This is a genomic window from Curtobacterium oceanosedimentum (assembly GCF_020297365.1).
GTDB lineage: Bacteria > Actinomycetota > Actinomycetes > Actinomycetales > Microbacteriaceae > Curtobacterium.
Map to the genome: position 1 here is coordinate 17,831 of NZ_JAIXIG010000009.1, position 13,229 is coordinate 31,059.

Below are 13,229 nucleotides of genomic sequence, written 5' to 3' on the forward strand. Positions count from 1 at the left end.
GGCTCCGAATGTCATGAGCGCCGCACACTGCGACGTGTTGCGAGAGAGAGGTCTCACCATGACCAGCAGTGCAGCAAGCCCCCGTACCGGCTCGACCACGACGTGGACCCAGCGGGGCGCGTTCGTCTTCGGAGTCGTCTTCCTGATCGTCGGCATCGCCGGCTTCATCCCCGGCCTGACCATGGACATGGGTTCCATGTCGATGGCGGGTCACGGTTCGATGGCCCTGCTCCTCGGGCTGTTCCAGGTGTCCGTCCTGCACAACATCGTGCACCTGCTGTTCGGCATCGTCGGGCTCGTCGCCGCACGCCGTGCAGCCTCGGCCCGGCTCTACCTGCTCGTCGGCGGCGTCATCTACCTCGTGCTGTTCATCTACGGCCTGTTCACCGCGGGCATGGCCGACCCCGCGAACTTCGTGCCGCTGAACAGCGCCGACAACGTGCTGCACGCCTTCCTCGCCGTCGCGATGATCGTGCTCGGCCTGGTGCTGCCGCGGATCGGTACGCGCACCGCGCGCTGACCCACCAGCGCGACCGAACGGGAAGCCCGTGGCGACACCGCCACGGGCCTCCCGTCCGTCTGCTGCCCGCGTTCGCGCCCCCTGGTGGGCATCGCGCCCCACTGAGTCGGGGCGCGACGCCCGTACCGGGGCGCGGTGCGCGGCGGCGGCGCTCGACGCCCGCTCGAACCGCCGGCGTAGCGTCGGCCGCATGCCTGCACTCACCGACACGTTCACCCTGTCCAACGGTCTGCACATCCCGAAGATCGGTTTCGGCACCTGGCAGATCCCGTCCGGCTCCGAGGCGTACGACGCCACGAAGACCGCGCTCGAACTCGGCTACCGGCACATCGACACCGCCCTGGCGTACGGCAACGAGGCGAGCGTCGGCGAGGCCGTCCGTGACAGCGGCATCCCCCGCGACGAGCTCTTCATCACCACGAAGCTGCCGGCCGAGGTCAAGACCGCGTCCGGCGCCCGCGACGCCTTCGAGGAGTCGAGCCGCAACCTCGACCTCGGGCACGTCGACCTGTACCTGATCCACGCGCCGTGGCCCTGGAGCGACATGGGCTCCGACCACCGCGACGGCAACGTCGAGGTCTGGAAGGTCTTCGAGGAGCTCCACGACGCCGGCCGCACCAAGAGCATCGGCGTCTCGAACTTCGCCGTCGCCGACCTCGAGGACCTGCTCGGCCGCACCGACGTCGTCCCGCACGCCAACCAGATCCGCTGGTTCATCGGCAACACCCAGGACGAGACGAGCGCCTTCGACCGCGAGCACGACATCCTGACCGAGGGCTACTCCCCGCTGGCCACCGGCGGACTGCTCGAGAACGAGCAGATCGCCGAGATCGCAGCGAAGTACGACAAGTCCGTCGCGCAGGTCGCGATCCGTTACCTGCTCGAGAAGGACGTCCTGCCGCTGCCGAAGTCCACGACCCCGTCGCGCATCGCCGCGAACGCCGACGTCGACTTCGTCCTGGCCGCCGAGGACGTCGCCGCGCTCGACGCGCTCGAGGACACCGCGAACTGACGCGACCCCAGCCCAGACTGGAGGCGCGGTGCCAGCTGGCGCCGCGCCTCCGGTCCGTCAGGTGGTTGGCTTCACTCGAGCTTCTTCAGTCCGAGCGCCGCCTTCTTCCGCACCCACGGGCGGTCGTCGGTCAGCTTCTCCTCGAAGGCCGCCCGCGCCCGCGGGTTCGGCCGCTTGCTCAGCGCCGACACCGCGTGACCGCTGATGTCGTGGTCGTCCATGAGCTGCAGGAGGACGTCGACCGCTGCGGGCCGCTTCGACTTGCCGAGCGCGAGGGCCACCATCTGGCGGGCGTCACCGTACTGGCGGTCCAGTGCGAGCGCTGCCACGTCGTCGAAGTACGTGTCCACGTACGCGGTCTCGATGGAGTTCCCCACCGCCCAGCGCGTGTCCGCCTCATCGGGGAAGTTCCGGAACGCATCGATCAGCGCGGGCATCGCGGTTCCCTTCGCGGATGGGTTCGTGAGTGTTCGCACGACTGCCCGCTGCATCGCCGGCGTCCGGACCTTCCGTAACCACTCGATCAGCAGCGGCACCGCGTCCTTGTACCGGATGGGGGCCTGAGCGAACGCGGACAGGCTCGGGAAGTCATAGCCGAGCTCCCGCAGGTCGGCGAGGATCGCCGAGAGCTCGGCGGTTTCTTCTGGTGAAAGTGGCATCAGCACCCCTCTTGCCGATCCGTCTGGCTTGCGTCTACGACGAGGACGACGACGGAATGGAATCCTCTCGAAGACAGAAGTTCACGGGCGGCCCCTGCGACGATCCCCCAACGCGACGAGGATCCAGATGCTGGACAGGTCGAGTCGAGACGCCAGCGCTCCGGTGTCATGCGTAAGCCTTCGTCACTGCGATGGAGAACGCCATGACGATGCAGGCGAACGCGAGGCAGATCAGCACGATCTCGGTCAGGGTGTTGCGATGCTTCTGCCCTCGCGGCTGACTCCGTGCACGCCGAGCGGAACTCAGGACTGCGATACCCGACGCAACAGCGCCCCCGAACACGAGCATGCTGAACAGGACCTGCCAGGCCTGCTGGCTCATCGGGCGGATCGCAGACGTGTCGTGCAGTCACCGGCTGCGGTACCGGCGTTGCCGAGGAGTTCGGCGACGACGCCGCTACCGGCCGCGTTCGTCTCCCGTCGGGGCCGGACCTCGTCGCGCATGGATGACCGCCTCATGTGGCCTGACCGTACCGCAGGGGTGACACGGAGCACGTGCTCGTAGGGTACGAGTCGTACCGACCGCACACCCGGGTGGGTCCGTGCCCCACAGCGGACCCGACGGCGGGAACAGAACGCACCTGTTGCCGGTTGCACCACACGGTGTCGCAGCCAGTGACACGAGAGCCCAGGAGGCCACCATGAGCACCACCGAGACCGCCATCCTCGCCGGCGGCTGCTTCTGGGGAGCGCAGCAGCTCCTCCGTCGTCGTCCCGGCATCGTCAGCACGCGCGTCGGCTACTCCGGCGGCGACGTGCCGAACGCGACGTACCGCAACCACGGCGACCACGCCGAGTCGGTCGAGATCGTCTTCGATCCGTCCCAGATCTCGTACCGGGACCTGCTGGAGTTCTTCTTCCAGATCCACGACCCGTCGACGAAGGACCGCCAGGGCAACGACGTCGGCCGCAGCTACCGCTCGGCCATCTTCTTCACATCGGACGAGCAGAAGCAGGTCGCGCTCGACACCATCGCGGACGTCGACGCGTCGGGCATCTGGCCCGGCAAGGTCGTCACCGAGGTCACCGAGGCCGGCCCGTTCTGGGAGGCCGAGGACGAGCACCAGGACTACCTCGAGAAGAACCCCCACGGCTACACCTGCCACTTCGTGCGCCCGGGCTGGAAGCTCCCGCACCGTGACGAGGCGACCGCGGCCGTCTGATCGCGACGACCTGACGGACGGGAGGCACGGTGCCAGCTGGCACCGTGCCTCCCGTCCGTCTTGGGGCGGCTCTGCGGGTGACCAGGCCAGGATGGGACCGGGCCGACGCTCGATCGGCAGGCACAGGAGGACACGGTGGACACAGCGCCCTACTCGCAACCGCTCCGGGAGTACATCGAGCAGCTCCGGACCGAGGGCTACAGCGTGGCGGACGGGCACACGGCCGACCCGGACCTGATCGACCCGTACGGCAACCCGGTGCTGACCTGGCGCGACGACTACCCCTACGCGGAACGGCTGCCGCGCGAAGAGTACGAGTTCGAGAAGTACCTGCTGCAGATCGAGCTGCTGAAGTGCCAGTACTGGCTCGAGGACACCGGGCAGAAGGCCGTCGTGCTGTTCGAGGGCCGCGACGCCGCGGGCAAGGGCGGCACCATCAAGCGGTTCACCGAGCACCTGAACCCGCGGACCTCGCGTGTGGTCGCGCTGAGCAAGCCGAGCGAGCGGGAGCGCGGTGAGTGGTACTTCCAGCGGTACGTGCAGCACCTGCCGTCGGCCGGCGAGATCGTGCTGTTCGACCGCTCCTGGTACAACCGTGCGGGCGTGGAGCGCGTGATGGGCTTCTGCAGCGACGACGAGTACGAGTCGTTCATGACCCAGGTGCCGCAGTTCGAACGGATGCTCGTCGACTCCGGCGTGCACCTGACGAAGTTCTGGTTCTCGGTGACCCGGCGTGAGCAGCGCACCCGGTTCGCGATGCGGCAGCTCGACCCGGTGCGGCAGTGGAAGCTGTCCGACATCGACCTGCTGTCGCTCGACCGGTGGGACGACTACACGGCGGCGAAGACCGAGATGTTCGCACGGACGAGCAAGCGGTACGCGCCGTGGACGATCGTGCGGTCGAACGACAAGAAGCGCGCGCGACTCAACGCGATGCGGTACTTCCTGACGCAGTTCGACTACCCGGACAAGGCGGTCGACGTGATCGGCAAGCCCGACCCGCTGATCGTCCGGCGCGGCAAGCGGGACGTCGACGTCGAGTGACCGCGGGGCACGCGGTGCCGGGGCCGGTGAGGACACCGTCAGGAGTCCGCTCCGCGCCGTAGGGGTTCCGTGAGCGCGGGTTTCCGGCCCGTGGCACCGCGCGCGAGTGTGGGGACCGTGACACTGACAGCGATCATGCCGACGCTCCGCGCGTCGCTCCCCGATCCGATGGACCCGCACCTCTGGCCCGCCCACACCGAGGCCACGACCGACGACCTGCTCGTCGCCGCGATCTCGATGGTGCGGCTCGCCGACCTCACCGGCACGCCGACGGTCCACACCGCCGAGCAGTCCCCGCCGCGGTACCGCCCCCGCGGGTGGACGCCGCGCGACGTGAGCGTCGCGGTGGCCTCGGTCACCCGCGTTCGCCGTCCGCGGCCGGGTGTCGTGCTGCTGGAACTCGACGCCGTCCTGCCCACCTGCGCCGTGCTCGACCAGGTGCGCCTGATCGGACGCAGGAGCACCGCTCCCCTCGCCACGATGTACGTCGTCACCCGCTGTGACGGTCAGGCCGACGGTCCGTTCCACCGCCTCCCGGCCCCGCTGCCCGCCGACGTGCGCGACGGCGACCTCGTCTGCTTCCCGTGCCTGACGAACGTCCGGCACCGCGACGTCGTCGAGCCGGTGCGCGCGGAGCTCGCACCGGTCCGTGCGGAGCTCGCGCCGGTGCGCGCGGAGCTCGCGCCGGCCGAGCGATGACCACCGCGCTGTCCGTCCGCAGCCGCCTGCTCGACGGCGTGCACGTCTGGGGTCGGTACACGATCCGACCCGTCGGTCGGACGATGTGGAGCTCGCGCACCCTCGTCGTGTACCCGCCAGGCACGAACACCCGCGAGCGCCTGCTCCTGCGCGCCTGGCACGTCTGGCCCGCCGTCGGTGCGCTCGTCGCACTCGCCGCCCTCGTGCTCGCCGCCGAGGTGCCGGCCGTCGGTGTTACCACCGCGCTCCTCGCCTACGGCGGCGGCTTCGCGGTCCTGGCCCGGTTCACGCGGTCAGTGCGCCCGCGGGTGCGTTCGGTCTCCGTGACGACGTTCCTCGGCGACGGTCGACGCGAGGTGCACGGCGACGAACGGCTGCTCGCCGGGTCCCTCGACGCCCTCTCGATCCTGGAGCGGGCGTTGCGGGCGCACCGCATCCGACCCGTCGACTTCGAGCTCGTCTGGGCCGACGTGTGGAACGACCTGCCCGCCGCGGTACCGGACCGCGTCCATCGGCCATCCTGAAGCGGGTCTCGCCGGGGCGGCGCTTCACTGAGGTGGGGAGGAGTACCTGATGAAGCACATCCGCTACGACAGCACGACGATCCTGGTCGGTGACGACGTGGCCGACGCCGTGATCGAGTACGCCGCGGCACTCGCCGGCGGGGACCGGGCAGACACCGTCGAGGTGCCCGCGGTCGCCGAGGACGGCACGATGACCACCACGAAGGTCCTCATCGGTCCGTCGAGCGAGATCGTCATCGAGGACGCCGACGAGGACGAGCTCGAGCTCGACGACGGCGACTTCGTCGCACGACTGCGAGCGGCGGCGAAGACGTTCGGGCACAGCGAGCCGATCCACGCCAACTCGCGGGACGACCTGGCGGACGTCGCGGACTCGGCGGCGGACGCCGACGGGGCGCACCCGGCGGCGGATGCCGACGGGGCGGACGCCGCAGACGAGGACGACGCCGAGCGCTGACGCCGGGGTGCCCGCCTCGCCGACCGGGCGGGCGGGCCGCGCCCTCGTCGGTACCCCGGTCAGCCCGCGGCCGGACCCCGTCCGGGCGCGGGCCAGCCCGCGGTCGGGCCCGGGCTAGTCCGCGGTCGGGCCCGGGCGGCGCGTGCGCAGCTCCGGGAACTGGTCGTCACGCCACTCCCCCTCGGGCCGCGTGCCACCGGCGTGCGCCTGCTCCTCGCGCTCGCGCAGCTCGACCCGGCGGATCTTGCCCGAGATGGTCTTCGGCAGCTCGGCGAACTCGACCCGGCGGACCCGCGCGTACGCCGGCAGGGCCGTCCGGGCGTGCTCGAGCACGGCGCGCGCGGTCTCGGCGGTGGGCTCCCACCCGCCGGCGAGCGCCACGTAGGCCTTCACGACGTTGAGCCGGGCGTCGTCCGGCGCCGGCACCACGGCGCTCTCGGCGACGGCGGGGTGCTGCAGCAGGGCGCTCTCGACCTCGAACGGTGACACCTTGTAGTCCGACGACTTGAACACGTCGTCGGTCCGGCCGATGAACGTCAGCTGCCCGTCGGCGTCGCGCGCCGCGATGTCCCCGGTGTGGAAGAAGCCGTCGCGCATCGACGACTCGGTGCGCTCCGGGTCGCCGAGGTAGCCGGCCATCAGGTTCACCGGCCGCTCCGTCAGGTCGAGGCAGACCTCGCCCTCGTCGCTGGCTCGACCGGTCACCGGGTCGAGCAGCACCACGTCGACGCCGGGCAGGGGTGTGCCCATCGCACCGGGGGTCACCGGGTCGCCGGGCACGTTGCCGATGATCGCGGTGGTCTCGGTCTGCCCGTACCCGTCGCGGATCGTGAGGTCCCAGGCGGCGGCCACGCGGGCGATCACCTCGGGGTTCAGCGGCTCACCCGCGGACACCACCTCGCGCAGTGCACGGGGCCGGGCTCCGAGGTCGGCCTGCAGCATCATCCGCCACGCGGTCGGCGGCGCGCAGAACGTGGTGACCTCGGCCGCGTCGAGCTTCGCGAGCAGCCCGACCGGGTCGAACCGCGGGGTGTCGTGCACGAACACGGTCGCCTCGGCGATCCACGGGGCGAAGAAGCAGCTCCACGCGTGCTTGCCCCAGCCGGGCGAGCTGATCGCCAGGTGCACGTCGCCGGGACGCAGACCCAGCCAGTGCATCGTGCTGAGGTGCCCGACCGGGTACGAGGTCTGCGTGTGCACGACCATCTTCGGCTTCGACGTCGTACCGGACGTGAAGTACACCAGGCACGGGTCGGACGTGCGGGTCTCCACCACGGGACGGGTGGGTTCCCCCGAGGGCGCCGGCTCGCCCAGGTCCTCCGGGTACGCCGTCCAGCCGTCCGTCGGGCCGCCGATCACGATGCGCCCGAACGACCCGTGCACGCCCGCGTACTTCGCCGTCTCTCCGACGTTCGTGACGACGTGCGCCACCGACCCCCGGTCGACGCGGTCCTGCAGGTCGGCGGTGTCGAGCATCGTCGACGTCGGCAGGATCACCGCGCCGAGCTTGATGACGGCCAGCATGGTCTCCCACAGCTCGAGCTGGTTGCCGAGCATGACGAGCACGTGGTCGCCCTTCGCGACGCCGTGCTCGTGCAGGAACACCGCCAGCCGGTCGGAGCGTGCGGCCATCTCGGCGTAGCTGAACCGCTGCTCGTCGTCGGCACCCGCGATCCAGAGCGCGGTGCGGTCGTTGTCCTGCGCGATGACGTCGAACCAGTCGTTCGCCCAGTTGAACGTGTCGCCCAGGTCCGGCCAGGCGAAGCCGCTGCGGGCGGTCGCTGCGGAGTCGGCGGCGAGGAGCTGGTCGCGCGCAGCACGGTAGGCGGTGGTCACGGAGGATGAGGGCACACGACGATCATGCCGGATGCGAGTGCGACCGGGTCCGGGTTGGCCGGTCGTGCAGAATGAGACCCGTCATGCCCGCTCCCGAACCGACCGTCGGCCGCACGCCGCGGGCACGCGCAACGACAGCCACGGTCGCGATCGCACTGTTCGGCACCCTGCTCACCGCGGTCGGCTCGTGGCAGCCCTCGTACTGGAACGACGAGGCGGCGAGTCTCCGGCTCGCCCGCCTGGACCCCGTCGAGATCCTGCGCTTCGTGCAGGAGAAGGACGCCGTGCACGCCGTCTACGCGCTGCTGCTGCACTGGTGGACCGCCGTGTTCGGCGAGACGGAGTTCGCCGTCCGGCTGCCGTCCGCGATCGCGGTCGGCGAGACGGAGTTCGCCGTCCGGCTGCCGTCCGCGATCGCGGTCGGGGCGACGGCGGCCGCGGTGTTCGTGCTGCTGCGACGGCTCGACGCACCCCGGGCAGCGCTGCCGGCGGCGATCGCGGTGCTCCTGCTGCCCCGCGCGGCTGCGGCGGGCCTGGACGCCCGCTCCTTCGCACTCGCGACCGCCTGCCTCACGTGGTCGGCCGTCGCGCTCGTCACCGCCGCACGCCAGCCGTCCCGCGGGCGGCAGTGGGTGCTGCTGGCCCTCGGCCTCGCCGCCTCCGTCGCGCTCTTCCTGTACTCGGCACTCGTGCTCCCGGCGTTCGTCGCGTGGGCGCTCTGCCAGCGGACGGACCGGCGCCGGATCGCCGTCCGCACGGCCCTCGCGAGCGCCGCGGCCCTGGCCGTCACCTCGCCCCTGGTGGTCCTGGCCGCCACGCAGCGCGGGCAGGTGGCGTGGCTGCGCGACCAACCCGTGAACCCGTGGACGGTCGGCGTCGAGAGCGTCTTCCTCGACGCCTGGTGGCTCGCCGCCGGCGTCCTCGCCCTGCTCGTGACCACCCTGGTCGTGGCCGTCCGCCGCGGTCGCCGACCGGGTCCGGCCTGGCTGCTGTTCCTGCTCTGGGTCACCGTGCCGACTCTGGCGCTCGTGGCGGCCACCGTCACCCTCGGCCCGCTGTTCACGCCGCGGTACCTGACCATCGTCGTGCCCGCGGTGGCCGGCCTGGTCGGGTCGTCCATCGCAGCGCTTCGCGGCTCGTGGAGGCCCGTGGTCGCGACCGCGCTCATCGCGCTGTCCGTCCCGTCCTTCCTGACGGCACGTGGCGAGACCGCCAAACCCGGCGGGCAGCCGCTCCGGGCCGTCGCCACCTTCGTGCAGGAGCACGCCCGGTCCGGGGACGCCGTCGTGTTCGGCACGACCGGCACGGTGTCCCTGCGGCCCCGGATCGCCCTGGCCGCCTACCCCGCGGCGTTCGCCGGGCTCGACGACGTCGCGTTCCGGTCGTCGTGGACGGGCACCGGCACGTACAGCGACCGGCTGCTCCCCCGTGCCGCGACCGCCCGGGCGGAGCTGCGGCACGACCGCGTCTGGGTCCTGGTCGGCAACGACGGGACCCGCCCGGGGGCGACGGGTGCGCAGCTGCTCGGGGCCGGGTACGAGCGCGTCGTGGAGCGGGACTTCGGGGGCATCACCGTCGAGGCCTGGGAGCGCTGAGCCCGGCACACGAGCTGCTGCGCGGTGCGGAGCGCGGGTGCGCGGACGCGCGGGTGCGTGGCGGTTCAGTCGGCGTGCTGCTCCGCACCGGCCCGCGGTGTGCTCGCGACCAGGACGCGGGCTGCGGCGACCAGGGCGGCGGTGGACGGGGCGTCCGTCCCGTCCGGCAGGGTCAGGACGTCCTCCAGCCCCACCCGCACGCCGTGTCCCCGGACAGCGGCCCGCCGGAGCACGGCCCACGTGGCGTCCCCGATGCCGTGGTGGAGCTGCTCGAGCGTGATGCCCGCGCCCGTGACGACGGCCTCGATCTCACGGTCGAGCGCGACGGCCGCGTCCTCGTCGTCCACGAGCGGTTCGATCACCACGCGGGCGAACCGCTCCCAGCCGGTCGACCGCGCGAACCGGTGCGCGTCGTCGAGGGACAGCAGGCACGCCTCGACACGCACGCCGCGGTCGACGAGCGCCGCACTGAGCTCGTCGATGCCCGTCTCGCCCTGGTTGGCGGCGACCAGGTCGGGCAGGTCCGTCCACCCGGCCACCAGGGCGGAGCGGCGGTCGGGATCGGGCTCGATCTCGGCGAAGGTCGTCATGTTGAGCGGGACACCGGGGCAGGCTCGGCGGACGGCACGCAGGACGGCGGAGACGTGCCGGGCCTCGAGCGTCTCCGCCCCGTCGTCGTCGTAGGCGTGCAGGTGGAACGTGGTCGCACCGGCGGCGACGCAGGCGGCGGCCTCTGCGGCGATGGTGTCCGGGGTGCGGGGAACCGACGGGTGGGTGGGAGGACCGGCCGGAGCGGCCTGCAGGTGGGGCACCGACCCTGCCTACACCTCGCCGTCGGCACCTTCCGCCCGCCGGACGTCGCGTCGTCCGGGACGGAGCGGCGAGCGCCTCGGCGAGCTCCGAGGCGCTCGCCCCCAGTCGTCCGGCGGTCACCCCTGACCGGGCGTCCGAGCGCGGTCCCGAGCACGGGCACGACGGATGGTGCCGTGCGCCGCGACCGCGGCGCCGACGGCGAGGGCGACGGTGGCGGTGGCGGTGACGACCGCGTGCACCGGATGATCCGGTCGTCGGCCGGGCTCGGTGGCTGACGGAGGGCAGACGGCTGCCCGGGCGGCAACACCCTCGAGGGGTGGCACACCCGGGCCGTGTCCGGCGGCCTGGTCGTCAGGCGGTCGTCGCCCGCCCCCGGAGGAAGAGTGCCACGGCCACGGCGGCGGCGATGCAGATGCCGCCGTTCACCCAGATCGCGGTCGTCACGCCGTCGAGCACCGCCGCGGCCGTCGACAGCGAGCTCCCGAGGACGACAGCGGTGAAGACCGCACTCATGATGGGCGTTCCCATCGTGATGCCCACCTGCTGGCTCATCGTCGTCAGCCCCGTCGCGAGACCCTGTTCCCCGTCCGGCAGCCCGGACGTCGCGGTGACCATGAACCCGACGATGACGACGAGGTTCGCGACACCACCCACGAACGTCGCCACCAGGACGAGCCAGATCGACGAAGCCGCGGGACCGATGAGCACCAGGGGCAGCGTCGCCGCCCCCTGCACCAGGAACCCGCCGACGATCGCGGCCTTGTTGCCGAAGCGGCCGATGACACGAGGCCCGATCAGCCCGCCGATGACGGTGCCGATGCCGAGCACCGCGAAGGACAGCCCGGCGGCGAGCGGGGTGTACCCCAGCACCTCCTGCAGGTACAGGGTCAGCAGGAACACCAGGGACGTCTCGGTCACGAACGCGAGCATCCCGGCGATGTTCCCCCAGGACACGTTCGATCGAGCGAGGATCCCGAGTGGCACCAACGGGAACGCCGCACGCCGTTCGACGAGTGCGAACGCGGCCAGGAGCAGCACCGCGACGGCGAACGCTGCCAGGTTCAGCGGGTCCGTCCAGGACGTCTCGGCCGCGCGGGTCAGACCGAACACCAGCGCCAGGAGCGCGAGCGTGACCGTGATGGCTCCCGGGACGTCGAGCCGCGTCCGCTGCGGCGCACGGCTGTCCCGCAGGACCATCGGGGCCACGATGAGCACCCCGACCGCCACGGGCACGTTGATGAAGAACGCCCACCGCCACGACAGGAGGTCGGTCAGCAGCCCCCCGAGGATGGCACCCGTCGTGAAGCCAGCCGCCATCAACGACCCGTTCAGTCCCAGCGCCTTGTCGCGCAGTCGCCCCTCCGGGAACGCGTGCAGGAGCAACGCGAGGGCCGCGGGGACCACGATCGCGGTCGCGAACCCCTGCGCGACCCGAGCGGCCAACAGGATCCCGGGGGACGTGGCGAGGCCACCCGCGAGCGATCCGGCCCCGAGGAGGACCATGCCGATGAGGAACATCCGCCGACGGCCCGCGATGTCGGCGACACGGCCCATGAGCAGGGTGAACCCTGCCGAGCAGAGCGCGAACGCGGTGGCGATCCACTGCAGGTTCTCGATGGCGAACCCGACGTCGGCACCGATGGTCGGCAGCGCGACGTTGAGGATCGAGAAGTCCACCGCGAGGGTGAAGCTGGCGGTGAGGAGCACCGTCAACGCGATGCGCTGCTTGCCGCTCATCGCGGTGGCGGGTGGGGTTGCTGTTGCGGTCGACGGAGTGACGTCCGCGGTACGGTCCGTGGTCACGGGAACCCTCTCTTCGTGCACGGGCGGACGGGGTCCGCGTTCAGTGGTGGTGTGGGCAACCCTGCCGAGGCGGCGGATCGGCAGCCACTCCCCGTCGTGCCTGTCACTACCAGGGACAGGACAGATCGGTCCACTGGGCACACAATGAGGGGATGAACGGTCCGAACGAGCTGGGGGACTTCCTTCGCGTCCGTCGCGCCGCTCTGCAACCCGGCGACGTCGGGCTGCGGGGCTACGGTGTGCGCCGCGTTCCGGGACTGCGTCGCGAGGAGCTCGCGATGCTCGCCGGGGTGAGTCCGACGTACTACTCGCGCCTGGAACAGGGGCTGAGCACGAACGCCTCCGAAGCGGTGATCGCCTCACTCGCACGGGCGTTGAACCTGACGACGGACGAACGGGCGCACCTGTTCAACCTCGCGCGCCCGGAACGCTCCGCACCCAAGCGGCGTTCCCTGGCGCGACCCGACCACGCCAGACCCGGCACCGTGCGACTCATCAACTCGCTCACCGACACCCCCGCGGTCGTCATCGGCAAGCGGAGCGAGGTGCTCGGCTGGAACGCGCTCGGCCACCGCCTCGTCGCCGGACACGTCGACTTCGACAGCCCAGAACGGCTGCAGGACCGTCCGAACATGACGCGGCTGCTGTTCCTCGACGCACACACCAAGGAGCTGTACGCGCGGTGGGAGGAAGAAGCGGTCCGAGCGGTGTCCTCCCTGCGTGTGCTCGGCGGCAGGAGCCCCGAAGATCCCGAGCTCACCGCACTCGTCGGGGAGCTGACGGTGAAGAGCGCCGAGTTCGGCAAGCTCTGGGCGAAGCACCCGGTGGAGAACTGTGTCTCCGGCATCAAGGCGTTCCGGCACCCTGAGGTCGGCGACTTCGACCTCAACTTCGAGGTGCTGACGCCTCCCGACGACTCCGGCCACCGGGTGCTCATGTACACGCCCGATCCGGGGTCTGCGGCGGAGGGGGCACTCGAGCTGCTCAGCCGCGACGTGGACAGCACACCGACCAGGACCGCGCAGCGCAGCCACTGACCGACCG

14 protein-coding genes are annotated in these 13,229 nt (G+C 71.5%); 9 read left to right on the forward strand and 5 right to left on the reverse strand.

Annotated features, from left to right (window positions below; genetic code table 11):
• Window positions 1–58: 58 nt before the first annotated feature.
• On the forward strand, window positions 59–520 hold the full coding sequence (locus LEL83_RS05655; protein ID WP_225558075.1) for a DUF4383 domain-containing protein: 462 nt from the start codon (window positions 59–61) through the stop codon (window positions 518–520).
• A 190-nt stretch (window positions 521–710) separates the two neighbouring features.
• Complete coding sequence (locus LEL83_RS05660) at window positions 711–1,532, forward strand: aldo/keto reductase (protein ID WP_225558076.1); 822 nt, start codon at window positions 711–713, stop codon at window positions 1,530–1,532.
• A gap of 71 nt (window positions 1,533–1,603) precedes the next feature.
• Here LEL83_RS05660 and LEL83_RS05665 read toward each other — a convergent pair whose 3' ends face one another.
• Both LEL83_RS05665 and LEL83_RS05670 read right to left on the reverse strand, forming a co-directional pair.
• Window positions 1,604–2,191, reverse strand: coding sequence for a HEAT repeat domain-containing protein (locus LEL83_RS05665; protein WP_225558077.1), 588 nt, complete (start codon window positions 2,189–2,191; stop codon window positions 1,604–1,606).
• Between the two features lie 166 nt (window positions 2,192–2,357).
• A complete protein-coding gene (locus LEL83_RS05670; protein WP_225558078.1) occupies window positions 2,358–2,573 on the reverse strand; it encodes a hypothetical protein in 216 nt (71 codons plus the stop codon).
• A 319-nt stretch (window positions 2,574–2,892) separates the two neighbouring features.
• Here LEL83_RS05670 and msrA point away from each other — a divergent pair, with 319 nt between their 5' ends.
• The 5 genes from msrA to LEL83_RS05695 all read left to right on the forward strand — a co-directional run bounded on the left by msrA (window position 2,893) and on the right by LEL83_RS05695 (window position 6,138).
• The gene (gene msrA, locus LEL83_RS05675) at window positions 2,893–3,414 is read left to right on the forward strand and encodes a peptide-methionine (S)-S-oxide reductase MsrA (protein WP_198657368.1); all 522 of its coding nucleotides are present in this window, start codon (window positions 2,893–2,895) and stop codon (window positions 3,412–3,414) included.
• Between the two features lie 135 nt (window positions 3,415–3,549).
• Window positions 3,550–4,458, forward strand: coding sequence for a polyphosphate kinase 2 (gene ppk2 / locus LEL83_RS05680; RefSeq protein ID WP_198657367.1), 909 nt, complete (start codon window positions 3,550–3,552; stop codon window positions 4,456–4,458).
• Between the two features lie 117 nt (window positions 4,459–4,575).
• Entirely contained in the window at window positions 4,576–5,157 is a 582-nt protein-coding gene (locus LEL83_RS05685) for a hypothetical protein (RefSeq protein WP_225558079.1), read from the forward strand.
• Window positions 5,154–5,681 (forward strand): DUF6611 family protein, encoded by a 528-nt coding sequence (locus tag LEL83_RS05690; protein WP_225558080.1) that lies wholly within the window; start codon window positions 5,154–5,156, stop codon window positions 5,679–5,681. The genes LEL83_RS05685 and LEL83_RS05690 overlap by 4 nt, the downstream gene beginning before the upstream one ends.
• A gap of 49 nt (window positions 5,682–5,730) precedes the next feature.
• Window positions 5,731–6,138: a hypothetical protein gene (locus LEL83_RS05695; RefSeq protein ID WP_225558081.1), complete on the forward strand. Its 408-nt coding sequence runs from the start codon at window positions 5,731–5,733 to the stop codon at window positions 6,136–6,138.
• A gap of 114 nt (window positions 6,139–6,252) precedes the next feature.
• On the opposite strand, the gene LEL83_RS05700 is transcribed toward LEL83_RS05695, so the two are convergent.
• A complete protein-coding gene (locus LEL83_RS05700) occupies window positions 6,253–7,989 on the reverse strand; it encodes an AMP-binding protein (RefSeq protein ID WP_225558082.1) in 1,737 nt (578 codons plus the stop codon).
• A gap of 68 nt (window positions 7,990–8,057) precedes the next feature.
• Here LEL83_RS05700 and LEL83_RS05705 point away from each other — a divergent pair, with 68 nt between their 5' ends.
• A complete protein-coding gene (locus LEL83_RS05705; RefSeq protein WP_225558083.1) occupies window positions 8,058–9,569 on the forward strand; it encodes a glycosyltransferase family 39 protein in 1,512 nt (503 codons plus the stop codon).
• A gap of 65 nt (window positions 9,570–9,634) precedes the next feature.
• Here the strand turns inward: LEL83_RS05705 and LEL83_RS05710 are convergent, their stop codons facing one another.
• On the reverse strand, window positions 9,635–10,381 hold the full coding sequence (locus LEL83_RS05710; protein ID WP_225558084.1) for a 3-keto-5-aminohexanoate cleavage protein: 747 nt from the start codon (window positions 10,379–10,381) through the stop codon (window positions 9,635–9,637).
• A 352-nt stretch (window positions 10,382–10,733) separates the two neighbouring features.
• Complete coding sequence (locus tag LEL83_RS05715) at window positions 10,734–12,119, reverse strand: MFS transporter (RefSeq protein WP_225558150.1); 1,386 nt, start codon at window positions 12,117–12,119, stop codon at window positions 10,734–10,736.
• 218 nt (window positions 12,120–12,337) lie between these two features.
• On the opposite strand from LEL83_RS05715, the gene LEL83_RS05720 reads away from it, so the two are divergent.
• Window positions 12,338–13,222 carry a helix-turn-helix transcriptional regulator gene (locus LEL83_RS05720; protein WP_225558085.1) on the forward strand — a complete coding sequence of 295 codons (885 nt, stop codon included), beginning with the start codon at window positions 12,338–12,340 and terminating at the stop codon, window positions 13,220–13,222.
• The last annotated feature ends 7 nt before the right edge of the window (window positions 13,223–13,229 follow it).

Bases quoted from the DNA above. Each gene is read 5' to 3' on its own strand.
- LEL83_RS05665 (WP_225558077.1), bottom strand. From the start codon at position 2,191: ATGCCACTTTCACCAGAAGAAACCGCCGAGCTCTCGGCGATCCTCGCC.
- LEL83_RS05670 (WP_225558078.1), bottom strand. From the start codon at position 2,573: ATGAGCCAGCAGGCCTGGCAGGTCCTGTTCAGCATGCTCGTGTTCGGG.
- msrA (WP_198657368.1), top strand. From the start codon at position 2,893: ATGAGCACCACCGAGACCGCCATCCTCGCCGGCGGCTGCTTCTGGGGA.
- LEL83_RS05660 (WP_225558076.1), top strand. From the start codon at position 711: ATGCCTGCACTCACCGACACGTTCACCCTGTCCAACGGTCTGCACATC.
- LEL83_RS05695 (WP_225558081.1), top strand. From the start codon at position 5,731: ATGAAGCACATCCGCTACGACAGCACGACGATCCTGGTCGGTGACGAC.
- LEL83_RS05715 (WP_225558150.1), bottom strand. From the start codon at position 12,119: ATGAGCGGCAAGCAGCGCATCGCGTTGACGGTGCTCCTCACCGCCAGC.
- LEL83_RS05705 (WP_225558083.1), top strand. From the start codon at position 8,058: ATGCCCGCTCCCGAACCGACCGTCGGCCGCACGCCGCGGGCACGCGCA.
- LEL83_RS05690 (WP_225558080.1), top strand. From the start codon at position 5,154: ATGACCACCGCGCTGTCCGTCCGCAGCCGCCTGCTCGACGGCGTGCAC.
- LEL83_RS05655 (WP_225558075.1), top strand. From the start codon at position 59: ATGACCAGCAGTGCAGCAAGCCCCCGTACCGGCTCGACCACGACGTGG.
- LEL83_RS05720 (WP_225558085.1), top strand. From the start codon at position 12,338: ATGAACGGTCCGAACGAGCTGGGGGACTTCCTTCGCGTCCGTCGCGCC.